The organism is Stenotrophomonas sp. 89682_Sma (genome assembly GCF_056481405.1).
This window is the reverse complement of sequence record NZ_CM151147.1, coordinates 1,747,650-1,771,793: the sequence shown is the minus strand read 5'-3', so window position 1 is coordinate 1,771,793 and position 24,144 is coordinate 1,747,650. Positions and strand designations below refer to the sequence as shown.

The 24,144-nt window shown below is 67.0% G+C and carries 25 protein-coding genes; 10 read left to right on the top strand and 15 right to left on the bottom strand.

Going from position 1 to position 24,144, the window contains the following annotated elements:
• Window positions 1–74: 74 nt before the first annotated feature.
• Entirely contained in the window at window positions 75–1,964 is a 1,890-nt protein-coding gene (gene htpG, locus ACZK29_RS08305; protein ID WP_164147161.1) for a molecular chaperone HtpG, read from the top strand.
• Window positions 1,965–2,074: 110 nt separating this feature from the next.
• On the opposite strand, the gene ACZK29_RS08300 is transcribed toward htpG, so the two are convergent.
• Entirely contained in the window at window positions 2,075–2,374 is a 300-nt protein-coding gene (locus ACZK29_RS08300; protein ID WP_478446898.1) for a hypothetical protein, read from the bottom strand.
• 129 nt (window positions 2,375–2,503) lie between these two features.
• Between ACZK29_RS08300 and ftsY the strand changes: the two genes are divergently transcribed.
• From ftsY to ACZK29_RS08285, 3 genes are all read left to right on the top strand, one after another.
• Entirely contained in the window at window positions 2,504–3,805 is a 1,302-nt protein-coding gene (gene ftsY, locus ACZK29_RS08295; RefSeq protein ID WP_111202507.1) for a signal recognition particle-docking protein FtsY, read from the top strand.
• 82 nt (window positions 3,806–3,887) lie between these two features.
• A complete protein-coding gene (mutY, locus tag ACZK29_RS08290) occupies window positions 3,888–5,012 on the top strand; it encodes an A/G-specific adenine glycosylase (RefSeq protein ID WP_111202506.1) in 1,125 nt (374 codons plus the stop codon).
• Between the two features lie 5 nt (window positions 5,013–5,017).
• Entirely contained in the window at window positions 5,018–5,287 is a 270-nt protein-coding gene (locus tag ACZK29_RS08285; protein WP_111202505.1) for an oxidative damage protection protein, read from the top strand.
• A gap of 74 nt (window positions 5,288–5,361) precedes the next feature.
• Here the strand turns inward: ACZK29_RS08285 and ACZK29_RS08280 are convergent, their stop codons facing one another.
• The 10 genes from ACZK29_RS08280 to ACZK29_RS08235 all read right to left on the bottom strand — a co-directional run bounded on the left by ACZK29_RS08280 (window position 5,362) and on the right by ACZK29_RS08235 (window position 12,426).
• A complete protein-coding gene (locus ACZK29_RS08280) occupies window positions 5,362–5,811 on the bottom strand; it encodes a DUF6491 family protein (protein WP_111202504.1) in 450 nt (149 codons plus the stop codon).
• A 221-nt stretch (window positions 5,812–6,032) separates the two neighbouring features.
• On the bottom strand, window positions 6,033–6,746 hold the full coding sequence (gene lolD / locus ACZK29_RS08275; protein WP_014036806.1) for a lipoprotein-releasing ABC transporter ATP-binding protein LolD: 714 nt from the start codon (window positions 6,744–6,746) through the stop codon (window positions 6,033–6,035).
• Window positions 6,739–7,980 carry a lipoprotein-releasing ABC transporter permease subunit gene (locus tag ACZK29_RS08270; RefSeq protein ID WP_111202503.1) on the bottom strand — a complete coding sequence of 414 codons (1,242 nt, stop codon included), beginning with the start codon at window positions 7,978–7,980 and terminating at the stop codon, window positions 6,739–6,741. The genes lolD and ACZK29_RS08270 overlap by 8 nt, the downstream gene beginning before the upstream one ends.
• A 23-nt stretch (window positions 7,981–8,003) precedes the next feature.
• Window positions 8,004–8,453, bottom strand: a complete 450-nt coding sequence (locus ACZK29_RS08265) for a hypothetical protein (RefSeq protein WP_478446897.1) — start codon at window positions 8,451–8,453, stop codon at window positions 8,004–8,006.
• The gene (locus tag ACZK29_RS08260) at window positions 8,404–8,652 is read right to left on the bottom strand and encodes an FAD assembly factor SdhE (RefSeq protein WP_005409080.1); all 249 of its coding nucleotides are present in this window, start codon (window positions 8,650–8,652) and stop codon (window positions 8,404–8,406) included. Before ACZK29_RS08260 ends, ACZK29_RS08265 begins: the two co-directional genes overlap by 50 nt.
• Window positions 8,653–8,749: 97 nt before the next feature.
• Entirely contained in the window at window positions 8,750–9,535 is a 786-nt protein-coding gene (locus tag ACZK29_RS08255) for a succinate dehydrogenase iron-sulfur subunit (RefSeq protein WP_005409079.1), read from the bottom strand.
• Window positions 9,536–9,601: 66 nt separating this feature from the next.
• A complete protein-coding gene (gene sdhA, locus ACZK29_RS08250; protein ID WP_049429308.1) occupies window positions 9,602–11,392 on the bottom strand; it encodes a succinate dehydrogenase flavoprotein subunit in 1,791 nt (596 codons plus the stop codon).
• A 31-nt stretch (window positions 11,393–11,423) separates the two neighbouring features.
• Window positions 11,424–11,810 carry a succinate dehydrogenase, hydrophobic membrane anchor protein gene (gene sdhD / locus ACZK29_RS08245; protein ID WP_005409077.1) on the bottom strand — a complete coding sequence of 129 codons (387 nt, stop codon included), beginning with the start codon at window positions 11,808–11,810 and terminating at the stop codon, window positions 11,424–11,426.
• On the bottom strand, window positions 11,807–12,199 hold the full coding sequence (sdhC, locus tag ACZK29_RS08240) for a succinate dehydrogenase, cytochrome b556 subunit (protein ID WP_024958620.1): 393 nt from the start codon (window positions 12,197–12,199) through the stop codon (window positions 11,807–11,809). The genes sdhD and sdhC overlap by 4 nt, the downstream gene beginning before the upstream one ends.
• A gap of 56 nt (window positions 12,200–12,255) precedes the next feature.
• Entirely contained in the window at window positions 12,256–12,426 is a 171-nt protein-coding gene (locus ACZK29_RS08235; RefSeq protein WP_005409075.1) for a DUF1674 domain-containing protein, read from the bottom strand.
• 39 nt (window positions 12,427–12,465) lie between these two features.
• Between ACZK29_RS08235 and ygfZ the strand changes: the two genes are divergently transcribed.
• Window positions 12,466–13,341 (top strand): CAF17-like 4Fe-4S cluster assembly/insertion protein YgfZ, encoded by an 876-nt coding sequence (ygfZ, locus tag ACZK29_RS08230; protein WP_111202501.1) that lies wholly within the window; start codon window positions 12,466–12,468, stop codon window positions 13,339–13,341.
• 103 nt (window positions 13,342–13,444) lie between these two features.
• Here the strand turns inward: ygfZ and ACZK29_RS08225 are convergent, their stop codons facing one another.
• The gene (locus ACZK29_RS08225) at window positions 13,445–14,527 is read right to left on the bottom strand and encodes an ABC transporter ATP-binding protein (RefSeq protein WP_111202500.1); all 1,083 of its coding nucleotides are present in this window, start codon (window positions 14,525–14,527) and stop codon (window positions 13,445–13,447) included.
• Window positions 14,528–14,879: 352 nt separating this feature from the next.
• Between ACZK29_RS08225 and zwf the strand changes: the two genes are divergently transcribed.
• From zwf to eda, 5 genes are all read left to right on the top strand, one after another.
• Window positions 14,880–16,316 carry a glucose-6-phosphate dehydrogenase gene (gene zwf / locus ACZK29_RS08220; protein WP_005409072.1) on the top strand — a complete coding sequence of 479 codons (1,437 nt, stop codon included), beginning with the start codon at window positions 14,880–14,882 and terminating at the stop codon, window positions 16,314–16,316.
• A complete protein-coding gene (gene glk / locus ACZK29_RS08215) occupies window positions 16,313–17,320 on the top strand; it encodes a glucokinase (protein WP_111117660.1) in 1,008 nt (335 codons plus the stop codon). Before zwf ends, glk begins: the two co-directional genes overlap by 4 nt.
• A complete protein-coding gene (gene pgl / locus ACZK29_RS08210; RefSeq protein ID WP_099554238.1) occupies window positions 17,317–18,039 on the top strand; it encodes a 6-phosphogluconolactonase in 723 nt (240 codons plus the stop codon). Before glk ends, pgl begins: the two co-directional genes overlap by 4 nt.
• Before the next feature lie 57 nt (window positions 18,040–18,096).
• Window positions 18,097–20,013, top strand: a complete 1,917-nt coding sequence (gene edd / locus ACZK29_RS08205; protein ID WP_478446896.1) for a phosphogluconate dehydratase — start codon at window positions 18,097–18,099, stop codon at window positions 20,011–20,013.
• Window positions 20,014–20,244: 231 nt separating this feature from the next.
• A complete protein-coding gene (eda, locus tag ACZK29_RS08200) occupies window positions 20,245–20,904 on the top strand; it encodes a bifunctional 4-hydroxy-2-oxoglutarate aldolase/2-dehydro-3-deoxy-phosphogluconate aldolase (RefSeq protein ID WP_049429315.1) in 660 nt (219 codons plus the stop codon).
• 392 nt (window positions 20,905–21,296) lie between these two features.
• Here eda and ACZK29_RS08195 read toward each other — a convergent pair whose 3' ends face one another.
• From ACZK29_RS08195 to ispG, 3 genes are all read right to left on the bottom strand, one after another.
• Complete coding sequence (locus ACZK29_RS08195) at window positions 21,297–21,944, bottom strand: response regulator (protein WP_005409067.1); 648 nt, start codon at window positions 21,942–21,944, stop codon at window positions 21,297–21,299.
• A gap of 200 nt (window positions 21,945–22,144) precedes the next feature.
• Complete coding sequence (locus ACZK29_RS08190) at window positions 22,145–22,894, bottom strand: phosphatase PAP2 family protein (protein WP_459047566.1); 750 nt, start codon at window positions 22,892–22,894, stop codon at window positions 22,145–22,147.
• Window positions 22,875–24,140, bottom strand: coding sequence for a flavodoxin-dependent (E)-4-hydroxy-3-methylbut-2-enyl-diphosphate synthase (gene ispG, locus ACZK29_RS08185; protein ID WP_014036794.1), 1,266 nt, complete (start codon window positions 24,138–24,140; stop codon window positions 22,875–22,877). The genes ACZK29_RS08190 and ispG overlap by 20 nt, the downstream gene beginning before the upstream one ends.
• Window positions 24,141–24,144: the final 4 nt, after the last annotated feature.

Here is a 24,144-nt window from a genome sequence, read left to right as displayed (position 1 = left end):
ATTTCGGGACAATCATCCCTACCCCTTGGCGAGGCCGCACGCGCTGGCGCGGCATTGCACATGGAGCCCTATCGATGACCGAGACCACCCAGACCGAAACCCTTGGCTTCCAGACCGAAGTCAAGCAGCTGCTGCAGCTGATGATCCACTCGCTGTACTCCAACAAGGAAATCTTCCTGCGCGAGCTGGTCTCCAACGCCGCCGATGCCGCCGACAAGCTGCGCTTCGAGGCCCTGACCCAGCCGGCCCTGCTGGAAGGCGACAGCGAGCTGCGCGTGCATGTGAGCTTCGACGCCGCCGCCCACACCATCACCATCGAAGACAACGGCATCGGCATGAGCCGCGCCGAAGCCATCGCCCACCTGGGCACGATTGCAAAATCCGGCACCGGTGACTTCCTGCGCCAGCTGTCCGGCGACCAGAAGAAGGATTCGCAGCTGATCGGCCAGTTCGGTGTCGGCTTCTACAGCGCCTTCATCGTCGCCGACGAAGTGGAAGTGACCTCGCGCCGTGCCGGCCTGGCTGCAGGCGAAGGCGTGCGCTGGACCTCGCGTGGCGAAGGCGATTTCGAGGTGGCCACCGTCGACAAGGCCGAGCGCGGCACCCGCATTGTGCTGCACCTGAAGGACGGCGAGCACGACTTCGCCGATGGCTGGCGCCTGCGCAGCATCCTCAAGAAGTACTCGGACCATATCGGTCTGCCGATCCAGATGCCGAAGGAAGGCGAAGAAGGCGCCGCCGTCGAGTGGGAGACCGTCAACCGCGCCAGCGCGCTGTGGACCCGCCCGCGCACCGAGATCAGCGACGCCGAGTACACCGAGTTCTACAAGCACGTGGCGCACGACCACAGCGACCCGCTGGCGTGGAGCCACAACAAGGTCGAAGGCAAGCTGGAGTACACCTCGCTGCTGTACGTGCCCGGCCGCGCGCCGTTCGACCTGTACCACCGTGACGCGCCGAAGGGGCTGAAGCTGTACGTGCAGCGCGTATTCGTGATGGACCAGGCCGAGCAGTTCCTGCCGCTGTACCTGCGCTTCATCAAGGGCGTGGTCGATTCCAACGACCTGTCGCTGAACGTCTCGCGCGAGATCCTGCAGTCCGGCCCGGTCATCGATTCGATGAAGGCCGCGTTGACCAAGCGCTCGCTGGACATGCTGGAAAAGCTGGCTGCCGACAAGCCCGAGCAGTACGCCACGTTCTGGAAGGAATTCGGCCAGGTGCTGAAGGAGGGCCCGGCCGAGGACTACAACAACCGCGAGAAGGTGGCCGGCCTGCTGCGCTTCGCCTCCACCCGTGGCGACGGCGATGCGCAGACCGTGTCGCTGGCCGATTACCTCGGCCGCATGGCCGAAGGCCAGGACAAGATCTATTACCTGACAGGCGAGAGCTACAGCCAGGTGCGCAACAGCCCGCACCTGGAAGTGTTCCGCAAGAAGGGCGTGGAAGTGCTGCTGCTGACCGACCGCATCGACGAGTGGCTGATGGGCTACCTGACCGATTTCAACGGCAAGGGCTTCGTCGACATCGCCCGCGGCGACCTCGACCTGGGTGCGCTGGAAACCGAAGCGGACAAGCAGGAACAGGAAGCAGCGGCCAAGGACAAGCAGGGCCTGGTGGAGCGCCTGAAGACGGTGCTGGGCGATGACGTGGCCGAAGTGCGCGTCTCGCACCGCCTGACCGATTCGCCGGCGGTACTGGCCATCGGCGAACAGGACCTGGGCCTGCAGATGCGCCAGATCCTGGAAGCCAGCGGGCAGAAGGTGCCGGACAGCAAGCCGGTGCTGGAGATCAACCCGGGCCATCCGCTGATCGCCAAGCTCGATGCCGAAGCCGATGGCGCGCGTTTCGACGACCTCGGCCGGGTGCTGTTCGACCAGGCCGCACTGGCTGCCGGTGACAGCCTGAAGGACCCGGGCGCCTACGTGGCGCGGCTGAACAAGCTGCTGCTGGAGCTGTCGGCCTGATCGAGGCGGTGGTCGCCGGGCATGGCCCGGCGATGCTCTGGTAGGTGCCAACCTTGGTTGGCGCCCCAAAAGCGTGCCAACCAAGGTTGGCACCTGCCGAGACGGGTTGCTCAGGCTTCGCGATCCAGCAGCGAGCCCAGCATCTGGTCCTGGCGGCGGATCACCGCGGCATTGGCGGTGAAGGCCACTACCTCGGCTTTCGCCGCCAGCAGATCACCCAGCGGCGCACCGGCATCGGCGCCGGTGGACGTCACCGAAGCCTGCACCCCACCCTGCTCGGAGGTATTGCGCTGCAACTGCAGGTGCTGGGCATCCGGGGTCGCCAGATTGGCCACGTTGTGCGCGGCCACCTGCACGCCCTGCAGGGCTGCACGCATGCCGCCGAGTGCAGTTCCCATCACGTTGTTCATGGTGGTCTCCGGGCCGCCCCGCGCAGCCCTTCGGACCCGTTAACGGCCGACGGGCCGCGGCCTTGAGTCCACATCGGCCGGACAGGCCCGAGTGGTAGCATATCCCCCTGATTTCAGCGCCTTTTGCCAATGCTCAGTTTTTTCCGCCGCAAGAAGCCCCAGGATGCCCCCGCAACGGAGGCCCCCAAGACCCAGCACTACTCGGCTGAAGAGCTGGCGGCGGCGTTCCCGTCGGCCGCGCCGGTCGAGGACAAGGAGCCGGCACCGGTAGTCGTACCGGCCGAGCCTGCACCGGTCGAGCTGCCCGCCGCAGCCGTCGTTCCGGTCGCTGTCGAGCCCACTCCGGTGATTCCGGCTCCAGCCACTCCGGTTCCGGCAGCTCCGGCGCCGATCGACGTCGCTCCCATCGCGCCCGCGGTCATCGAGCCGGCACCGGCGCCTGAGTCCATCCCGGCACCGGCCGCCGACGACCTGCCGGCCGCTGCTTCGGTCGACGCCGTTCCGGCGCCGGCCGGCAAGCCCGGCTGGCGCGAACGCCTGCGCAACAGCGTCATCGCACGCAGCTTCGGCGGTCTGTTCTCGCGCAATCCCAAGCTCGATGACGACCTGCTGGACGAACTGGAAACCGCACTGATCACCGCCGACGTCGGCGTGGGTGCCACCACCGACCTGGTCGAGGGCCTGCGCAAGCGCATGAAGTCGCGCGAGTTCGCTGATGCCAATGCGCTGCTGGCCGCGCTGCGCGCCGAGCTCATCGCGATCCTGCAACCGGTCGCCAAGCCGCTGGTGATCGACCGCAACGCCAAGCCCTTCGTGGTGCTCACCGTCGGCGTCAATGGTGTCGGCAAGACCACCACCATCGGCAAGCTGGCCAAGCGCTTCAAGGATGATGGCCACAGCCTGATGCTGGCCGCCGGCGATACCTTCCGTGCCGCTGCCGTCGCGCAGCTGCAGGCCTGGGGCGAGCGCAACGGCGTGGCCGTGGTCGCACAGGGGCAGAACGCCGATGCCGCTTCGGTGGCGTTCGACGCGCTGCAGGCCGGCAAGGCCCGTGGCACCTCGGTGCTGATCGCCGATACCGCCGGCCGCCTGCACACCCAGTCCGGTCTGATGAACGAACTGGGCAAGATCCGCCGCGTGCTCGGCAAGATCGACCCCACCGCGCCGCATGAGGTGCTGATGGTGATCGACGGCACCACCGGCCAGAACGCGCTGTCGCAGCTGCGCCAGTTCAATGCTGCGGTGAACGTGACCGGCCTGGTGGTGACCAAGCTGGACGGCACTGCCAAGGGCGGCGTGGTGTTCGCGCTGGCCCGCGAGTTCGGCATTCCGATCCGCTTTGCCGGCATCGGCGAGCGCCCGGAAGACCTGCGCGTGTTCGATCCGGAAGCCTTCGTCGACGCCCTGCTGCCTGAAGCGCTGGGTGCCTGATAGACCGTGCAGCCACGCGTGGCGTGGCTCTACTGCAGCCCGGTAGAGCCACCCCGCGGATGGCTGCCTCTATGGAACTCCAATGCCCCGCCAGCCGCACGCCAGCGCCGACACCGCCCAGCAAGACGACTTCGTCGCCCGCCTGCTGCACTGGTTCGACGACCACGGCCGCCACGACCTGCCCTGGCAGCACCCGCGCAGCCCGTACCGGGTCTGGCTGTCGGAGATCATGCTGCAGCAGACCCAGGTGGCCACTGTCATCCCGTATTTCCAGCGTTTCCTGAAGCACTTCCCGACCCTGCCCGACCTTGCCGCCGCCAGCAACGACGCGGTGATGGCGCAGTGGGCCGGGCTCGGCTACTACGCCCGCGCGCGCAACCTGCATGCGGCAGCCAAGCGCTGCGTCGAACTGCACGATGGTGATCTGCCACGTGACTTCGACGCGCTGCATGCCCTGCCCGGCATCGGCCGCAGTACGGCTGGTGCGATCCTCAGCCAGGCCTGGAACGACCCGTTCGCGATCCTCGACGGCAACGTCAAGCGCGTGCTCAGCCGCTACCATGGCATCGACGGCTTCCCCGGCCTGCCGGCCATCGAGAAGCAGTTGTGGGCCGTCGCCGAGGCGCACGTGGCACGGGTGCCGGCCGGGCGCCTGGCCGACTACACCCAGGCGCAGATGGACCTGGGCGCCACCGTGTGCAGCCGCGCCAGACCCGCCTGCGTGATCTGCCCGCTGCAGGACGCGTGCGTGGCGCGCCGCGAAGGCCGCACTGCGGACCTGCCCACGCCCAAGCCGAGCAGGACGCTGCCCGAGCGCGAAGCGGTCGCCCTGCTGCTGCGCGACGCCCAGCAGCGCGTGCTGCTGCAGAAGCGGCCGGACACCGGCATCTGGGCGCAGCTGTGGACGCTGCCGCAGGCCGAGGCGGGCAGTGACCTGCAGGACTGGTTCGACGCGCATGTCGACGGCTCGCTGGAAGACGCTGACGAACTGCCGGTGCTGCAGCACACCTTCAGCCACTACAAGCTGCATCTGCAGGTATTGTCACGGCAGGTACACGGCCTGCGCGTGGAAGAACCCACGCTGCGCTGGGTGGCTGCCGACGAACTGCCCGCGCTGGGCCTTCCCGCGCCGATCCGCAAACTGCTCGACGGCGCCACGATCAAGAAGCCGAAACGAAATTCCAAGAAACCCCGCAACCACGAGTGAGTGCCATGCCCCGAACCGTCTTCTGCCAGTACGAACAACGCGATGTCGAGGGCCTGGACTTCGTGCCCTACCCCGGTGAGCTGGGCCAGCGCATCTTCAACAACATCGGCAAGCAGGCCTGGGCCGCGTGGCTGGCGCACCAGACCATGCTGATCAACGAGAACCGGCTGTCGCCGCGCACGCCGGAGCATCGTGCGTTCCTGGAAGGCGAACTGGTCAAGTTCCTGTTCGAGAAGGACGCAGAGAAGCCGGCCGGCTTCATTCCGGAAGCCTGACGCACAGGTGGTGCCGGGCGCTGGCCGGCAACCTGGCATCTGCGCGATGCCGGCCAGCGGCCGGCACTACCGCGTTATTTCGTGTTTTCCTCGCGCTCCTGCACCTGCGCCTGGCGCAGCTCCTGCTCGGAAGCGCGTAGTGCCTTCACATCCAGCTTGCGGATGCTGTCGATGAAGCACGGCATGCGCGGGCCACCGGTAGGGTCGCGCACCAGCACCTTGTCGAAACGCGCCGAAACGCGGTTCATCTGGCTGGTCAGGCCGATGGCGGTGGCATATGGCAGGTCCTGGCAGGGTCCCCTCAATTCCAGCAGATAAGCCTCGCTGGGCCGGGTCCACACCGCCAGCGCGCTGTCACCCAGTTCGGTCCAGCCATTGAGGCTGCCGAAGAACTGCATGTCATTCTGTGGCGCGCCCGCATGGGCGCGGTACAGAGCCAGTTTTTCAGTGCTGCTGATCCGACCAGTGGTGGCACAGGCGGCCAGGGCCAGGCAGAGGCCGGCCAGCAGAAGCGGGGTCTTCATGGCGATCTCCTCGGGGAACTGCCGCCATCATGCGCCTGGGCCGGCAATGCCGGCGCGACGACCGGCAGCCCCATTCAGGCGCCGGTCGGCGGTCGACCAAGGTCGACCTCTACCAAAGCAGACCCAGGGCTCCCGATTCCGGTAGTCGCCAACCTTGATAGGCGCTTGCCCTGCAGGAGCAGCCGACCAAGGTCGGCTTCTACCAAAGCGGGCCGGGCGCCTCAGACGTCGGCGTGGGCCAGTGCGTGGAGGCGCCCTTCGCGCAACTCCAGTACCCGGTCCAGGCGACGCGCCAGGCTGCGGTCGTGGGTGACCAGCACCAGGCTGGTATGGCGCGCGCGATTGAGTTCCAGCATCAGCTCGAACACGGTGCCAGCGGTGCGGTCATCCAGGTTGCCGGTCGGCTCGTCACCGAGCACGCAGGCCGGATGGTTGACCAGCGCACGCGCCACCGCTGCTCGCTGGCGTTCACCGCCAGACAGCTCGCCCGGCTTGTGATCCAGGCGATGGCCGAGGCCGACCGCTTCCAGCAGCGTGGTCGCCCGGCTGCTCGCCTCGGCCACCGCGGTGCCGGCCAGCAGCACCGGCATCATCACGTTTTCCAGTGCGGTGAACTCGGGAAGCAGGTGATGGAACTGGTAGACGAAACCCAGCGCCTGGTTGCGCAGCAGGCCGCGCGCGGTGTCCGACAGCGCCGACATACGCTGGCCGGTCACATAGACCTCGCCGGCGGTAGGAATGTCCAGGCCACCCAGCAGGTGCAGCAGCGTGCTCTTGCCGGCACCGGAGGCACCGATGATCGCCACGGTTTCGCCGGCGGTCACGGTCAGGTCCAGGCCATCGAACACCGGGGTCTGCATGCGCCCTTCGGCGTAGGTCTTGCCCAGTGCTTCGGCGCGGATCACTTCATCGCCGCGGTTGAAGACCTTATTCATAGCGCAGGGCCTCCGCCGGCTGGGTGCGTGCTGCCCGCCAGGCGGGATACAGGGTGGCCAGGAAGCTCATCAGCAGCGCGACCACGGTGATCGCCACCACGTCGCCGGTCTGCATGTCGGTCGGCAGGCCGGTGATGTAGTACACATCCTCCGGCAGCAGCTTGACGTTGAACACGCTCTCGATGGCGCCGAGGATGCGCTCCAGGTTGAGTGTGAGGGTGATGCCACCGATCAGCCCGGCCAGCGTGCCGAAGATGCCGATCAGCGAGCCCTGCACCATGAACACCTGCATCACGCCACCCGGGGTCAGGCCGAGGGTGCGCAGGATGGCGATGTCGGCCTGCTTGTCGGTCACCAGCATCACCTGCGAGGAGACCAGGTTGAAAGCGCCCATGGCGATGATCAGCGACAGCAGGATGCCCATCACCACCTTCTCCATGCGCAGCGAGTGGTAGAGGTTGGCATTCTGCTGGGTCCAGTCGCTCACGCGGTAGGCGCCACCAAGGTTCTGCGCCAGATCCACGCCCACTTCCAGCGAGCGGTCCATGTCGTGCAGTTTCAGGCGCACGCCGGTGGCACCGTCGCTGCGCAGTACGCGCTCCAGGTCCTGCATGTTGGCGAAGCCCACGCCACGGTCGACTTCGTTGTAACCGGCCTCGAAGATGCCACTGACGGTGAAGCGCTTCATCCGTGGCACCGCGCCGGCAGGCGTGCCCTGCACTTCTGCAAAGGTCACCAGCACCTGGTCGCCGACGTCCACACCCAACCAGATCGCAAGCTCCTTGCCCAGCAGCACGTTGAAGCTGCCCGGCTTGAGGCTGTCATAGCTGCCCTTGGTGATTTTCCTGTCGATCACCGACACCTTCGGCTCCAGCGCCGGATCGATGCCCTGGATGATCGCACCCTGCACGCGCGGACCGCTGATCATCGACTGGATCTCGATGTACGGCGCGGCACCGGCCACGCGCGGATCCTTGTTGGCCACGTCGACCACCCGCATCCAGTCCGGCATCGGCTCGCCGTCACGGCTGATGGTGGTGTGCGCGGTCATCTGCAGCAGGCGGCTGCGGATTTCCTTCTGGAAACCGCTCATCACCGCCAGGGTGGTGATCAGCACCGTGACGCCGAGCGCGATGCCCAGGATCGATGCCATCGAGATGAAGGAGATGAAGCCGTTGCGGCGCTTGGCGCGCAGGTAGCGCAGGCCGATGGCCACGGGGATGGGTTTGAACATGCAGGCACGCCGGTCAATTCAGCTTATGGTGCCATCGACCGGGGCCGACGGGAAACGCTGCGTGCGGCGACGGCCAGTCGCAGTTCACGTCGCTGCCCGGAATCGAGCACATCCGGCCAGAACAGCAGGCGCCGGCGGCACCGATCCTCACGCCACAGCAACAGCAGCCAGGGGCCGCGCACCACCAGTTGCGGCGCCTGCACCTCCTTCCCCGCCACCTGCAGCGGCTCGGGTGGCGCCGGCAGAAGCACCTGCACGCGTGGCCTGCGCTGTCGCCAGACCAGTTCGGCCACGCCGATGGCCCAGGCCAGCAGCACCGCGGGCATCAGCAGGCGTGGCGGCAGGTCCGATGCGCGCAGCAGCCAGGGTGCGGCCAGCAGCACCGCCAGTTGGGCGGCGCCCTGCAGCCGTGAGGGCCGCCACTCAAGGCTTGAGGGCGAGGATCTTCTGCATGAGGGGGATTGCGTGCGCATGCGGGCAGGCCTCATAGCCCATGAACCAGCGCCACAACTTATCGTCCTCGCAGTCGAGCAGGAACAGGAAAACCTCGCGCTCTTCGGTCGGCGCAGTGCTCCATTCGTGGTCGAGGTAACGGCCGAACAGCTGGTCCAGCTCGCGCATGCCGCGGCGGCAGCGCCAGCGCAGCTTCTTCAGCAGAACATCTTCTTCCATCGTGTTTCTCCAGATGCAGCAAAGCCACGCATGGCGTGGCTCTGCTGGGAGGTGCAGCCACGCACGGCGTGACTCTACCGGGTACAGCCGGACCGTATCAGGCGCGGCGTTCCATCATCAGCTTCTTGATCTCGGCGATCGCCAGCGCCGGGTTCAGGCCCTTCGGGCAGGTCCGGGCGCAGTTCATGATGGTGTGGCAGCGGTACAGCTTGAACGGATCTTCCAGATCGTCCAGGCGCGCACCGGTGTCCTCATCGCGCGAGTCGATGATCCAGCGGTAGGCCTGCAGCAGGATCGCCGGACCCAGGTAACGCTCGCCGTTCCACCAGTAGCTCGGGCAGCTGGTCGAGCAGCAGGCGCACAGGATGCATTCGTACAGGCCGTCGAGCTTCTTGCGGTCTTCCGGCGACTGCAGGCGCTCACGGTCCGGCGGCGCCGGGGTCTGGGTGCGGATCCACGGCTTGATCGATGCGTACTGCGCGTAGAAGTGGGTCAGGTCCGGAACCAGATCCTTGACCACGTTCATGTGCGGCAGCGGGTAGATCGGCACTTCCTTCTTGCCGCAGTCCGAGATGGCTCGGGTGCAGGCCAGGGTGTTGGTGCCGTCGATGTTCATCGCGCACGAACCACAGATACCTTCGCGGCAGGAGCGGCGGAAGGTCAGGGTCGGGTCGATCTCGTTCTTGATCTTGATCAGGGCGTCCAGGACCATCGGGCCACAGGCGTCCAGATCGACTTCATAGGTGTCGGTGCGCGGGTTGCTGTCGTCGTCCGGACTCCAGCGGTAGATCTTGAAGGTGCGCACGTTCTTGCCGCCGTTCTTGACGGGGAAGTGCTTGCCCTTCGTGATCTTGGAATTCTTGGGGAGTGAAAACTCGGCCATGGCTGCTCTCGTTGGCTCAGGCGGCCCGCGCCCTTGGGCGCGGATTGCATGGTAGGCGGGGTCGGATCAGTACACGCGCGGCTTCGGCGGAACCACGGACACGTCGTCGGTCAACGTGTACATGTGCACCGGACGGTAGTCGAAGCTGCACTTGCCCTTCTCGTCGACGCTGACCAGGGTGTGCTTCTGCCAGTTGACGTCGTCGCGGTCCGGATAGTCCTCGTGCGCATGCGCACCACGGCTTTCCTTGCGCTGTTCGGCCGAGTTGATCGTCGCCACCGCATTGAGCAGCAGGTTGTTCAGCTCGTAGGTCTCGATCAGGTCCGAGTTCCACACCAGCGAACGGTCGGAGACCTTCACGTCCTGGAACGAGTCGAAGATCTTGTCCATCTTCTCGCAGCCTTCCTTCAGCGTCTGGCTGGTGCGGAAGACGGCCGCGTCGGCCTGCATGGTGCGCTGCATGCGATCGCGGATGACCGAGGTCGGGGTATCGCCGTTGGCGTGGCGCAGCTTGTCCAGCAGGCCCAGCGCCTTGTCGCAGGCATCAGCCGGCAGCGGCTTGTGCGATGCGCCCGGCTTGATGGTCTCGGCGCAGCGGTTGGCCACCGCACGACCGAACACCACCAGGTCCAGCAGCGAGTTCGAGCCCAGTCGGTTGGCGCCGTGCACGGACACGCAGGCCGCTTCACCGATGGCGTACAGGCCCGGCACCACGGCATTGTCGTTGTCGCCGACCTTCTGCACCACTTCGCCGTGGTAGTTGGTCGGGATGCCGCCCATGTTGTAGTGCACGGTCGGGATGACCGGGATCGGCTGCTTGTGCACGTCGACGCCGGCGAAGATGCGGGCGCTTTCGGCGATGCCCGGCAGCTTCTCGTCGATCACGCCCGGGCCGAGGTGGGTCAGGTCGAGCAGGATGTGGTCCTTGTGCTCGCCGACGCCACGGCCTTCGCGGATCTCGATGGTCATCGAACGGCTGACCACGTCGCGCGAGGCCAGGTCCTTGTAGTGCGGTGCGTAGCGCTCCATGAAGCGCTCGCCGCTGCTGTTGCGCAGGATGCCACCTTCACCGCGGACACCCTCGGTGATCAGGCAGCCGGCGCCGTAGATGCCGGTCGGGTGGAACTGCACGAACTCCATGTCCTGCATGGCGATGCCGGCACGCATGGCCAGGCCGCCACCGTCGCCGGTGCAGGTGTGCGCCGAGGTGGCGCTGAAGTAGGCACGACCGTAGCCACCGGTGGCCAGCACCACGCCCTGGGCGCGGAACAGGTGCAGGGTGCCGTCGGACATGTCCAGGGCCAGCACGCCGCGGCAGGCGCCTTCGTCGTCGAAGATCAGGTCGAGCGCGAAGTACTCGATCATGAAGCGCGCATCGTGCTTCAGCGACTGCTGGTACAGGGTGTGCAGCATCGCGTGGCCGGTACGGTCGGCCGCCGCGCAGGTACGCTGCGCCGCCGGGCCTTCGCCGTACTTGGTGGTCATGCCACCGAACGGACGCTGGTAGATCTTGCCTTCGGCGGTGCGCGAGAACGGCACGCCGTAGTGTTCGAGCTCGATGATGGCCGGGATGGCCTCACGGCACATGTATTCGATGGCGTCCTGGTCGCCCAGCCAGTCCGACCCCTTGATGGTGTCGAAGAAGTGGTAACGCCAGTCGTCCTCGCCCATGTTGGCGAGCGCGGCCGAGATACCGCCCTGGGCGGCAACGGTGTGCGAACGGGTCGGGAAGACCTTGGTCAGGCACACGGTCTGCAGGCCCTTGGCGGCCAGGCCGAACGTGGCGCGCAGGCCGGCGCCGCCGGCGCCGACCACGACCATGTCGTACTTGTGTTCGGTGATCTTGTAAGCGGACATCTAATCTGGATTCCTGTGTAGGTGCCTGGGCTCAGGCAACGCCGAGGGCGATGCGGCCCACCGCAAACACACTGACGATCATGCCGAGCACGGCGACGAACTTCACCGCGGTCTGCAGCACCAGGGCCAGCAGCGATTCGTGGATGTAGTCTTCCAGCACGACCTGCATGCCGAGCTGCGCGTGCCAGAACATGGCGATCAGCAGGCCGATCAGCGGCACGGCGTTCCACGGCTTGGCCACGGCGGCGGCGGCGGTCGCGTAGTCGGAGCCCAGCAGGCCCAGCACGAAGACCAGGAACCAGATGCCCAGCACCACCAGCGCGGCGGCCGTCAGGCGCTGGTGCACGAAGTGCTCGGTGCCGGTCTTGGCCGAGCCCAGGCCGCGCACGTTCTTCAGCGGGGTACGGAACTTGCTCACGCAGCACCTCCGAACATCACATAGGCCCACACCAGCAGGGTGATCACCAGGCTGCCGATGACCGACAGCCAGCTGCTGCGGATGAAAGCGGGGATGCTGAAGCCGATGGCGAAGTCCTGCACCACATGGCGGATGCCATTGCACAGGTGATAGGCGAACGACCATGTCCACGCGAACAGGAACACGCGGCCATACCAGGCCCCGGCATGGCCGGTGAAGCAGTTCCAGGACTCGGGCCCCATCATCAGGGCCAGCAGGCCGGCGGCGATGATGAGGGCACCAACAGACAGAAAGACGCCAGTGGCTCGATGCAGGATCGAGGTGGCCATCTGAATCTGCCAGCGATACACCTGAAGGTGCGGGGAAAGTGGGCGTTGTCTGGTCGCCATTCGCTGGGCTCGTTGTCTCGGCTGGGCGGCACACGGCCGCGTTGGCTCAATGCTGATCAGAAATCGATGCAGCGTCCGTTTTTCTCCCAATCGCCATACCGCACCGGATCAAGTCCGCCGCGGCCGCCGAATTCCTCTGCTTTTTCCTGTTCCACGGGCACGGGTGCCGCGGGGACCAGCGGAGCTTCAGATTCGTCGTCGGGAGTGGGGGTTGTTTGGCCTATCATGTTCGGTCTCGCAACGCACAAATTTTAGACCTCGTTCACGTGCCTGACAACCTGCCCCCTGCTTTCGTCGGATATCCGCGCCTGCCCGGCCACCAGTTGCTGAGCCTGCAGGGCGTGGATGCGGCCGTGTTCGCCCATGCCCAGTTCAGCAGCGACGTCACTGCCCTGCCCCTGCTTCATTGGCAGTGGAGTGCCTGGCTGAGCGCCAAGGGCCGCACTCTGGCGGTGTTCCAGCTGCTTCGGCTGGCCGAGGACCACGTGATGCTGGTGCTGGCCGACGGCGATGCCGATGCGATTGCGTCGCAACTGCAGCGCTTCGTGTTCCGTCGCAAGGTGAAGGTGCAGGTGCGCAGCGATCTGGCCGTGGCCGGCGCGTTCACTGCGCCGGAGGCCGCCAGCGACGCCGCCATTGCGCACGCTGCAGCGGACGGCTGGGAACTGGACCTGGGCAGCGATGCCCTGCCACGCACCCTGCGAATTGGCGCCGCCGATGCCTTTGCGGCCGGCAGCGAAACCGATGAGGCCGCTTTCGCCCTGGCCTGGCGCCAGGCCGACCTGCGCTACGGCCTTCCGCGGCTGGAAGAAAGCCAGCGCGAAGTGTGGACCCCACAGCAGCTGGGCCTGGACCGCCTGAACGGCTACAGCGTGAAGAAGGGCTGCTACCCGGGCCAGGAAATCGTTGCCCGCACCCACTTCCTCGGCAAGGCCAAGCGCGCGGTGCAGTTGCTGCAGACCGCAGCGCCGGCACAGGCCGGCGATGGCGTGCAGCAGGACGACACAGCGCTGGGGACGATTGCCAGCGTGGCTGGTGAGTTGGCGCTGGCGGTGTTGCCGCTGGAGGCCGGCGACGCCGAGCTGCAGGTGGGTGGGTCGATCGCGCAGCGCGTGCCGCTGCTGGATGGACTGGCCCGCTGAAGCAGGCGGGGACCTGCACTGGTGGATGAAGGAATGGTAGTGCCGGCCGCTGGCCGGCAACCATGCAGGGTTGGGGTTGCCGGCCAGCGGCCGGCACTACCCCTTACAGGCGTTCGCCGGTTTCCGCGTTGAAGAAATGCAGGCCCTGCGGGTGGATCGCCACGCGGATATCCTCGCCCACGGCCGGCAGCGACTGCGGCGCCACGCGCATTGTCAGCGCGTGCTGGCCACTGCTGAGGTTGACGAAGATCTCGTTGCCGACCGGTTCGATGCCTTCGATACGTGCGGTGAACGCATGCGCGTCATCAGCGCCTGCCGGCTGCAGGTGCTCCGGACGCACGCCCACCGCGATCGGCTTCTGCAGCCACGCCGGATCGATCGTGGCCTGGCCCAGCGGTGCACGCCAGTCGCCGTCGACCACGGTCACGCCACCGGCATCGCCCTGCAGGATACCGCGCAGCACGTTCATCGCCGGACTGCCGAGGAAGCCGGCCACGAACAGGTTGGCCGGGCGGTCGTACAGCGCCATCGGCGTATCGATCTGCTGGATGATGCCGTCCTTCAGCACCACGATGCGCTGGCCCAGGGTCATCGCTTCCACCTGATCGTGCGTCACGTAGATCATGGTGGTGCCCAGCTTGCGGTGCAGCTGCGCGATTTCGGTGCGCACGCTGTGGCGCAGCTTGGCATCGAGGTTGGACAGCGGCTCGTCAAGCAGGAACACCGCCGGCTCGCGCACCAGCGCACGGCCCAGTGCCACGCGCTGGCGCTGGCCACCGGACATCGCCTTGGGCAGCTTGTCCATCATCTCGGTCAGGCCCAGCGTCTGCGCCGCCTCGGCGATGCGCTTCTCGATGGTGGCCTTGTCATGGCCGCGCAGCTTCAGGCCGAAGGCCAGGTTCTCGGCCACGGTCATGTGCGGGTACAGCGCGTAGCTCTGGAAGACCATGGCGATGTCGCGATCCTTCGGCGCCACGTCGTTGACCACGCGGTCGCCGATGCTCAGCGTGCCGCCGCTGATCTCCTCCAGGCCGGCCACCATCCGCAGCAGGGTCGACTTGCCACAGCCGGACGGACCGACCAGCACCATCAGCTCGCCATCGGCGACCTCGAAGGTGGCGTCCTTCACCGCGACCTGGCCGTTGTCATAGACCTTGCGCACACCCTGCAACTGCACTTTTGCCATATCACCTATCCGGTCCGCCCGAAGCCGGGCTGTCTTTTGGGACTGCCTCGGCCCTCCCGATGGCAGTGATGATTGCGCGCTTGCCGCATGACGGCGAGCACTGCAATCGAATACAGTTGCCCATTCTGCCATGTAAACGTTTTCACGTGGCACTATCCGATGATCGGTGCGCACCGATCTGCGTCGGCGGTTGAACGAAGGTTCCGCCGGGGCAGTGGTTTCGAATGGAACGGTCTTCCGCAGTACGGTAGAACGCCCCTGACGAACCTCGGACAGGCAGTTGCGCGGATGTCCCCCGAACCCAGCCATGAAGCGATTGACAACGATGTCACCCGGATCTGAAACTCGAGCGATGCACGACACCCTCTTCCTGTTCGGTGCCACAGGTGATCTGGCCCAGCGCTACCTGTTCCCTTCGCTGCTTCGCCTGCTTGGCGACGGCCTGCTGCCGGAGGACTTCCGCATCCGCGCACTGGCCCTTTCCGGGCATGACACCGAAGCCTTCCATGACATCCTGCGCCCGCGCCTGCAGCAGGCCATGCCGATGGCATCGCAGGACGACATCAACGGCCTGCTGCGCCGCATCGACTACCGTTCGGTCGACCTGCGCGACGTCGACTCTGTCGCCGCCGCGGTCTCCGACCTGGTGCACCGCAAGTGCGTCAGCTACCTGGCCATTCCGCCGGGCCTGTACATCTCCACCTGCGAAGGCCTGGCCAAGGGCGGCGCCCTCGCCGCCCCGGCACGCCTGATGCTGGAGAAGCCGATCGGCAGCGACAGCGAGAGCGCCGAGGAAATCATCAGCACCATCGGCCAGTGGATCGACGAGGACCGCGTGTTCCGCCTCGACCACTACCTGGGCAAGGCGGCGGTGCAGAACCTGATCGCGCTGCGCTTCGGCAACACGCTGCTGGAAGCAGTGTGGAACCGCAACTACATCGAATCGGTGCACATCCTGGTCGCGGAGAGCGAAGGCGTGGACGGCCGCGATGCCTACTACGCCCGTTCCGGCGCGCTGCGCGACATGGTGCAGAGCCACATCCTGCAGCTGCTGTGCATGGTGGCCATGGAGCCACCTGCGTCGCTGGAAGCCGATCGCATCCGCGACGAGAAGGTCAAGGTGCTGCGCGCGCTGCGCCCGCTCGATGCCAGGCACGCCGCGCGTGACAGCATCCGTGGCCGCTACACCGCGGGCACCATCAACGGCCAGCCGGCCCAGGCCTACCAGCCGCCAGAAGGCAGCGACGTGGAAACCTTCGCCGGCGTCACCGCGCACATCGACAACTGGCGCTGGAGCGGCGTGCCGTTCCACCTGGTCACCGGCAAGCGCCTGCCCGAACGCACCACCCGCGTGGTGGTCACGCTGAAGCCGGTCACCCACTGGCTGTTCGAGCGCCCGCAGCGCGCACAGGCTGCACCGAACCGCCTGGTGTTCCAGCTGCAGCCGCAGGAGAACATCGAACTGGGCCTGATGAGCAGTCTGGCCGGCCCGGAATGGGGGGCGCTGGAACTGCATCCGCTGGAGCTGGAACTGTCGGTGCCGACCGGCCTACATCGGCGCATCGCGTACGAACGCCTGTTCCTGGATGCGTTCAACGGGAACCACACCCTGTTCGTGCGCGACGACGAAGTGCGCGCCGCGTGGGCCTGGATCGACAGCGTCGCCGACGCCTGGAAAGAGGCCAAGCTCCCGCTCGAACCGTACCCCGCTGGCCAATGGGGCCCAAGCAACGCAACGGAGTTCCTGCCGCAGGGCGTGGACGCACCGGACAGCGAGGCGTCGGCATGAGTGCCAACTCGCAGCCGGTGCTGGTCGCCGACATCGGCGGCACCAACGCTCGCTTCGCCTTGGCTGACACCTCGCTGGACGCGCCATTGCTGAAGGAGAGCATCCGCGAGTACGCGGTGGCGGAGTTCCCGTCGCTCGGCGATGCGGCCCGCCACCACCTTGAGCAGATCGGCGCCGCCGCCAGCCGCGGCGTATTCGCGGTGGCCGGCCGTGTCGATGGCGATGAAGCCCGCATCACCAACCATCCGTGGGTGATCTCGCGCAGCCGCACCGCGGCGATGCTGGGTTTCAACGAACTGCACCTGATCAATGACTTCGCCGCACAGGCGATGGCGATCTCGCTGCTGCAGCCCGAGGACGTGGTCCAGGTCGGTGGTGCCGCCTGGGTGCCCGGCAAGCCGGGCCAGCCGCGCAACTACGCAGTGATCGGGCCGGGTACGGGCCTGGGCGTCGGTGGCCTGATCCTGCGCCACGGCCGCTGCTATCCGCTGGAGACCGAAGGCGGCCATGTCAGCTTCCCACCGGGAACACCGGAAGAGATCCGCATCCTGGAAATCCTGTCCGAACAGTTCGGCCGCGTCTCCAACGAGCGGCTGATCTGCGGCCCCGGCCTGGTCAACATCCACCGCGCGGTGTGCGAGATGGCCGGCATCGACCCGGGCCAGCTGCAACCGGTGGACGTGACCGCCCGCGCCCTGCATGGCGATCCGCAGGCAATGCGCACCGTCGATGTGTTCTGCGCTGTGTTCGGCGCCATTGCCGGCGACTTGGTACTGACCCAGGGCGCCTGGGACGGCGTGTTCCTCACCGGCGGACTGACCCCGAAGATGCTCGATTCGCTGCAGCACTCCGGGTTCCGCCAGCGCTTCGAACACAAGGGGCGGTTCTCTTCGATCATGGCGCGGGTGCCGTCGCTGGCCGTGATGCACCCCCACGCCGGGCTGCTGGGCGCCGCCGCCTATGCCGCCGACGCCGAACGTGACGCACCAGGAGTTGCCGCATGAGCCCCACCTTCCACGACGACCGCATCGAGTTCATCCACCACGGCGACGCCGATGGCTGGATCGAAGCGGTGGCCGCCGAGATGGCGCAGACCCTCAACCACGACATCAATGAAGTAGGCCGTGCGCGCATCCTGCTGTCCGGTGGCACCACGCCGGCGCCGGTGTACCAGGCCCTGGCCGAACTGGACGTGCACTGGGACCGCGTGGAGGTGAGCCTGGCCGACGAGCGCTGGCTGTCGCCGCAGGATCGCGACAGCAACGCCTGGCTGGTCCGCGAGCACCTGCTCAAGCGCGCTGAAGGCGCCCACTTCGATCCGCTGGTACGGATCGGCAAGCCGCTGCCGGAATGCGTCTATACCGCCAACCTGCAGGCCCAGCACAGCCAGCCGCCGAGCCTGGTGGCACTTGGCATGGGCAACGATGGCCACACCGCCTCGCTGTTCCCGGGTTCGAAGGACCTGGCCCGTGCACTGGAAAGCACCCTGCCCTACGCAGCGCTGGATGCCACCGGCTGCCCGGGCGCGAACCAGTGGCCGCTGCGCATCACGCTGACCCCGCATGGCCTGCGCCAGTGCCGCCAGCGCCTGTTGCTGCTGCGCGGCAAGCAGAAGCTGCAGGTGCTGCGCCAGGCGCTGGACAGCAATGACGCCCAGCAGTACCCGATCCTCAATGCGATCAACCTGGACGGCGCGCGCCTGCGCGTCCACTGGGCTGATTGATGTCGGCGGCGGCGCATGCCGCCGCTTGCCTCTCGCCACCACGAACGCCGGTAGCCAATGAGCCTCCATCCGCAACTGCAAGCCATCACTGAGCGCGTCATCCGCCGCAGCGCCGCCTCACGCGCCGCGTACCTGGCCGCGATCGACGCCTCCCTGCGCGAGGGCCCGTTCCGCAGCCGCCTGAGCTGCGGCAACCTCGCCCACGGATTCGCCGCCTGCGGCGGCACCGACAAGAGCCGCCTGCGCGGTGGCGTGACGCCGAACCTGGGCATCATCACCGCCTACAACGACATGCTGTCGGCGCACCAGCCGTTCGAGACCTATCCCGAGCAGATCCGCGAGATCGCCCGCGAGCTGGGCGCCACCGCACAGGTGGCCGGCGGCGTGCCGGCGATGTGCGACGGTGTCACCCAGGGCCGTGGCGGCATGGAACTGTCGCTGTTCTCGCGCGATGTGATCGCACAGGCGACCGCGATCGGGCTCAGCCATGACATGTTCGACACCACCGTCTACCTCGGCGTGTGCGACAAGATCGTGCCCGGCCTGCTGATCGGTGCACTGGCCTTCGGCCACCTGCCGGCGGTGTTCGTGCCGGCCGGCCCGATGACCCCGGGCATCCCGAACAAGCAGAAGGCGGAAGTGCGCGAGCGTTATGCCGCCGGCGAAGCCACCCGCGAAGAGCTGCTGGAAGCCGAGTCCGCCTCGTACCACGGCGCCGGCACTTGCACCTTCTACGGCACCGCCAACTCGAACCAGGTGCTGCTGGAAGCGATGGGCGTGCAGCTGCCGGGCGCGTCGTTCGTCAATCCGGGCACGCCGCTGCGCGATGCACTCACCCGCGAAGCGACCGAACGTGCGCTGGACATCACCGCGCTGGGCGATGACTTCCGTCCGCTGGGCCGCATCATCGACGAGCGCGCGATCATCAACGCGGTCATCGCGCTGATGGCCACCGGCGGTTCGACCAACCACACCATCCATTGGATCGCGGTGGCACGTGCCGCCGGCATCGTGCTGACCTGGGACGACTTCGACGAGCTGTCGCAGCTGATTCCGCTGCTGGCCCGCGTCTATCCGAACGGCGACGCCGACGTGAACCGTTTCGCTGCGGCCGGCGGCCCGGCGTTCGTGTTCGGTGAGCTGATCAAGGCCGGCCTGATGCACGGCGACCTGGTCAGCGTGGCGCGCGGCGGCATGGCCGACTACGCGCGCGAACCGCAGCTGCGCGACGGCCAGCTGGTCTATCTGCCGGGCCTGGAACACAGCGCCGATGACGAGGTCGTGCGTGGTGTCGACAACCCGTTCGAACACCAGGGCGGCCTGCGCCTGCTGCGCGGCAATCTGGGCAAGTCGCTGATCAAGCTGTCGGCGGTGAAACCGCAGTACCGCACGATTGAAGCACCGGCGGTGGTGGTGGATGCACCGCAGGTGTTGAACAAGCTGCACGCCGGTGGCCTCCTGCCGCAGGACTTCGTGGCGGTCGTGCGCTACCAGGGCCCGCGTGCCAACGGCATGCCCGAACTGCATTCGCTGGCGCCGTTGCTGGGCCTGCTGCAGAACCAGGGCCGCCGTGTGGCGCTGGTGACCGACGGTCGCCTGTCCGGCGCCTCGGGCAAGATTCCGGCAGCGATCCACGTGACGCCGGAAGCGGCGCGCGGTGGCCCGCTGGCCAAGGTGCGCGAGGGCGACATGATCCGCCTGGACGGTGAAGCTGGCACGCTGGAAGTGCTGGTGGATGCGGCGGAATGGGCCGCACGTTCGCTGGCACCGAACACCGCGCCGGCCGCGCATGACCTGGGCCGCAATCTGTTCGCGATCAACCGTCGCGTGGTGGGTCCGGCGGACCAGGGGGCGATCTCGATTTCGTGCGGGCCGGCGGCGGCCGATGGCGGGCCGTGGGATTACGACGCGGAGTATGAGCTGGGGCACGATGCGGCCGCGGCGGCGGCGCCGCATGAGGCGAAGGACGCCTGAGGGTCGAAGAGCGCTGCGGGCGTGCGTTGGCGGTGAGTGTCCTGGTTGAGGCGGCGGGTAGCCCCCACCAGGACACGCCGTAAACCCATCCTTGGGGGCTCGGTCGCGGCATCCATGCCGCTCACGGTCCTGGTGGGGGCTACCCGCCGCCTCAGCACAGTTTCCCGGCGCCCTCGCGCCGCGAAGTGATCATTGAAAATCAAACTCGAAAGCAAAGGCAGAAGCAGAGCTATGGGTATCGAACAACATCAGGTGAAGGCGGCGGAGCTGTTGCATGCGGCGGGCATCCTGCCGGTGGTGACGATTCATACGCTGGACCAGGCGCGTGCGGTCAGTGCGGCGCTGCTGGAAGGTGGTTTGCCGGCCATCGAGCTGACGCTGCGGACGCCAGTGGCGATGGAAGCGCTGGCGATGCTCAAGCGTGAGCTGCCGGATGTGGTGGTGGGCGCGGGCACGGTGCTGACCGTGGAGCAGATGCAGCAGTCCATCGACGCGGGTGCGGATTTCCTGGTGACCCCGGGCACGCCGCCAGCGCTGGCGGATGCACTGGCCGCTGCACCGCTGCCGGTGGTGCCGGGTGCGGCCACGCCCACCGAGCTGCTGTCGCTGTACGCGCGCGGCTTCCGCGTGTGCAAGCTGTTCCCGGCCACGGCCGTGGGCGGCCTGGCGATGATCAAGGGCCTGGCCGGCCCGGTCGCCGACCTCAAGCTGTGCCCGACCGGTGGCATCACCGAAAATACCGCTGCCGAGTACCTGGAGCAGAAGAACGTGGTCTGTATCGGCGGTTCGTGGATGGTGCCGGGCAACTGGATCGCCGACGGCGAATGGGACAAGGTGCGCGCCAGCGCCGCCGACGCCGCGAAGATCATCAAGCGCGTACGCGGCCACTGAGCCCAACGCAGCTGTAGAGCCGAGCCCACGCTCGGCTCCACGCCAGCGGAATGGAAAACAGCCGAGCATGGCTATGCCGGTCGTCCTGACCGGCACCCTTCGGGCCGTCGCAAGCGACGTTGGCAGCGGCTCCTGCCGCTACCTTCGGCTCTACAGGGCCAGCATCCAGAGCGCGCGACCCGCTCCTGCTCTTCCTTCTTCATTCCGCGATGGACGCGCACGGAAACTGTCCGTGGCCCTGCGGAGGGATTGCGCAGGGGACGCCGTGAATCCATCCCTGAAGGCTCGGGCGCGCCATCCATGGCGCTTACGCCCCTGCGCAATCCCTCCGCAGGGCCAACCACACGAATCCTGCCGCACACCGCGAGGGGCTCAGCCGTTGGCCGAACCCCTTACAGCGGCCGCGCCGGATCCACCAGCCCGTACTGGCTGGCCATCCGCGCCAACGCAATGTTGTCGTGGATCCCCATCTTCTCGAACAACCGCGCCTTGTGCGTGTTCACCGTCTTCGCGCTCAGGCTCAGGCGCCGCGCGATGTCTTCCTGGCGAAGGCCCTGGGTCAGCAGCAGCGCCACCTCAAGCTCGCGCGGCGACAGGTTGTCGAACGGCGAACCATTGCCTTCCACCGTCGACAGCGCCAGATTCTGCGCGATGCTGGTGCCCAGGTAGCGACGACCGGCCGCCACATCACGCACCGCACGCAGCAGTTCCTGCGCATCGCAGCCCTTGCCGATGTAACCGGCCGCGCCGGCTTCGAGCAGGCGCTTGGGAAGCGGGCCGTCTTCCAGTACCGACACGATCACCACGCGGGTGTTGCGGTGGCTGCGGACGATGCGCTCGGTCACTTCCATGCCGCTCACGCCCGGCAGATGCAGGTCGCACAGCACGACGTCCGGCAGCAGCTGGCGGACCTCGCGCAGCGCGTCCTCGCCGGTCTCGGCTTCGCCCACCACCTCGATGTCGGTTTCCCCCGACAGAATCATCTTCATACCGGTGCGGACCAGTGCGTGGTCATCCACCAGGTAGACTCGAATCGTCATTCACGTACCTCTTCGAATGCGGCCATTGCAGGTCAAGCTAGGCAGGGTGCCGATACCCTGCAAGCGCGTCTGGAATGCGGCGCCGGCGATCTGCCTTGCGCATCACATAACCGCGCGTTGTGCTTGCCCCCTGTCTTGCAGAACCTGCTGCAACGAAACAACTGATCTATCACGTAGACGTCCCTCAAGGGCCATCCACGTCAAACCCCCTGTGGTGGTGCTTCGCTGGCCTTCGCTGGCGGCGGGCCGTGCCGTCGCCAAGGGTGTCGGCGGCTGAACATGACCAGGTAGCACCCTACCACCCAAACCAGCGCGGCACACCATCCGGCCAGAATGTCGGAGGGGTAATGCACCCCCAGGTAGACCCGCGACACGCTGACCAGCAGGCTGAACGCGGGTGCCAGCATCAGGACCGGCCAGCGCCAGCGGGTGTTCCAGGCCAGCAGCACCAGGGTCACGGCCAGTGTCATCGAGCCCATCGCGTGCCCGCTGGGGAAGCTGAACGTCGATTCCGGCGCAATCGATTCCCACAGGCTGGGGCGCTGGCGCTGGAAGAACTGCTTGCTGCCCATGTTCAGCAGCGCCGATCCCATGAAGCTGACCGCAACGAAGGTCGCCTCGCGCCAGCGCCGGTAGCCCAGCAGCGCGCCGATGATCAGCACGTCAGCCGGGATCAGGAACCACTCGTAGCCCAGTTTCGAGATGAGCACGAAGAAACGGTCCAGCCACGGCGAATGCAGGCCATGCATCTGCCACAGCAGCGGCGCGTCGAAATGGAACGATTCAAACTCGTGCACTTCGTCCGCCAGGGCAACAAAGCCTGCCAACGGCAGCAGTACGCCACCGAACAACAGGACCAGGCGCCAGGCGTTGCGCGCCATCCAGTGGCGGAAGCCGGAGGCGGACTCCGGTGCGGCGAGGATCGCAGGCTTATCCGGCGCTTCGGACATATTTGTGTTCGACGTAATCGTCGATCAGGGCGACGAACTCCTGGGCGATGTTGTCGCCGCGCAGGGTCACCTTTTTCTCGCCATCGACGAATACCGGTGCCGCAGGCGTCTCACCCGTGCCCGGCAGCGAGATGCCAATGTTGGCGTGACGCGACTCGCCCGGCCCGTTGACGATGCAGCCCATCACCGCCAGGGTCATGTTTTCCGCACCCGGGTGGTGGATCTTCCACAGCGGCATCTTCTCGCGCACGTGGTTCTGCACCACCTTGGCCAGCTCCTGGAAGAACTCGGAGGTAGTACGGCCGCAACCCGGGCAGGCCGTGACCAGCGGCGTGAAGGCACGCTGGCCGGTGGTCTGCAGCAGTTCCTGGGCGACGATCACTTCCTGCGTGCGCGACTGGCCCGGTTCCGGGGTCAGCGAGATGCGGATGGTGTCACCGATGCCTTCCTGCAGCAGCACGCTCAGCGCCGCGGACGAGGCGACGATGCCCTTGCTGCCGATGCCGGCCTCGGTCAGGCCCAGGTGCAGGGCGAAGTCCGAGCGCTGGGCCAGGTCGCGGTACACCGCGATCAGCTCCTGCACGCCGCTGACCTTGGCCGACAGCACGATGCGGTCGCGCGGCAGGCCGAGTTCCACCGCCTGCTCGGCCGAATCCAGCGCCGAGCGGATCAGCGCCTCGCGCAGCACGCGGCCGGCGTCCCAGGGCTGTTCGCGCAGGTTGTTCTCGTCCATCAGCTTCGCCGCCAGGGCCTGGTCCAGCGAGCCCCAGTTGGCGCCGATGCGCACCGGCTTGTTGTAGCGGATCGCGAACTCGATCAGCTGGGCGAACTGCAGGTCCTTCTTCTTGCCGAAGCCGACGTTGCCCGGGTTGATGCGGTACTTGGCCAGCGCTTCGGCACACGCCGGCTCGGCGGTCAGCAACTGATGGCCGTTGTAGTGGAAGTCACCGATCAGCGGTACATCGATACCCATCATCGCCAGCTTGTCGACGATGCGCGGAATCGCCGCAGCGGCTTCCACGGTGTTGACGGTCAACCGCACCATCTCCGAACCGGCACGCCACAGCTCGGCCACCTGCTTCACGCTGGAGGCGACGTCGGAAGTGTCGGTATTGGTCATCGACTGCACCACCACCGGCTTGCCCCCGCCTACGGTGACCCCGCCGATCTGCACGGCATGGGTCTGGCGGCGGGGCCAGGAGGTGGCATCGGAGGGAGGAGTCGGGCGGGTGACGGCGTCGTGCATGGGC

Bases quoted from the DNA above. Each gene is read 5' to 3' on its own strand.
- sdhC (WP_024958620.1), bottom strand. From the start codon at position 12,199: ATGGCGACCAGACAACGCCCACTTTCCCCGCACCTTCAGGTGTATCGC.
- edd (WP_478446896.1), top strand. From the start codon at position 18,097: ATGAGCCTCCATCCGCAACTGCAAGCCATCACTGAGCGCGTCATCCGC.
- mutY (WP_111202506.1), top strand. From the start codon at position 3,888: ATGCCCCGCCAGCCGCACGCCAGCGCCGACACCGCCCAGCAAGACGAC.
- pgl (WP_099554238.1), top strand. From the start codon at position 17,317: ATGAGCCCCACCTTCCACGACGACCGCATCGAGTTCATCCACCACGGC.
- ACZK29_RS08300 (WP_478446898.1), bottom strand. From the start codon at position 2,374: ATGAACAACGTGATGGGAACTGCACTCGGCGGCATGCGTGCAGCCCTG.
- ACZK29_RS08280 (WP_111202504.1), bottom strand. From the start codon at position 5,811: ATGAAGACCCCGCTTCTGCTGGCCGGCCTCTGCCTGGCCCTGGCCGCC.
- glk (WP_111117660.1), top strand. From the start codon at position 16,313: ATGAGTGCCAACTCGCAGCCGGTGCTGGTCGCCGACATCGGCGGCACC.
- ACZK29_RS08190 (WP_459047566.1), bottom strand. From the start codon at position 22,894: ATGTCCGAAGCGCCGGATAAGCCTGCGATCCTCGCCGCACCGGAGTCC.
- ACZK29_RS08285 (WP_111202505.1), top strand. From the start codon at position 5,018: ATGCCCCGAACCGTCTTCTGCCAGTACGAACAACGCGATGTCGAGGGC.
- ispG (WP_014036794.1), bottom strand. From the start codon at position 24,140: ATGCACGACGCCGTCACCCGCCCGACTCCTCCCTCCGATGCCACCTCC.
- htpG (WP_164147161.1), top strand. From the start codon at position 75: ATGACCGAGACCACCCAGACCGAAACCCTTGGCTTCCAGACCGAAGTC.
- ACZK29_RS08260 (WP_005409080.1), bottom strand. From the start codon at position 8,652: ATGGAAGAAGATGTTCTGCTGAAGAAGCTGCGCTGGCGCTGCCGCCGC.
- ACZK29_RS08255 (WP_005409079.1), bottom strand. From the start codon at position 9,535: ATGGCCGAGTTTTCACTCCCCAAGAATTCCAAGATCACGAAGGGCAAG.
- ACZK29_RS08225 (WP_111202500.1), bottom strand. From the start codon at position 14,527: ATGGCAAAAGTGCAGTTGCAGGGTGTGCGCAAGGTCTATGACAACGGC.
- sdhA (WP_049429308.1), bottom strand. From the start codon at position 11,392: ATGTCCGCTTACAAGATCACCGAACACAAGTACGACATGGTCGTGGTC.
- ACZK29_RS08195 (WP_005409067.1), bottom strand. From the start codon at position 21,944: ATGACGATTCGAGTCTACCTGGTGGATGACCACGCACTGGTCCGCACC.
- zwf (WP_005409072.1), top strand. From the start codon at position 14,880: ATGCACGACACCCTCTTCCTGTTCGGTGCCACAGGTGATCTGGCCCAG.
- ACZK29_RS08270 (WP_111202503.1), bottom strand. From the start codon at position 7,980: ATGTTCAAACCCATCCCCGTGGCCATCGGCCTGCGCTACCTGCGCGCC.
- ACZK29_RS08265 (WP_478446897.1), bottom strand. From the start codon at position 8,453: ATGCGCACGCAATCCCCCTCATGCAGAAGATCCTCGCCCTCAAGCCTT.
- ftsY (WP_111202507.1), top strand. From the start codon at position 2,504: ATGCTCAGTTTTTTCCGCCGCAAGAAGCCCCAGGATGCCCCCGCAACG.
- ACZK29_RS08235 (WP_005409075.1), bottom strand. From the start codon at position 12,426: ATGATAGGCCAAACAACCCCCACTCCCGACGACGAATCTGAAGCTCCG.
- eda (WP_049429315.1), top strand. From the start codon at position 20,245: ATGGGTATCGAACAACATCAGGTGAAGGCGGCGGAGCTGTTGCATGCG.
- lolD (WP_014036806.1), bottom strand. From the start codon at position 6,746: ATGAATAAGGTCTTCAACCGCGGCGATGAAGTGATCCGCGCCGAAGCA.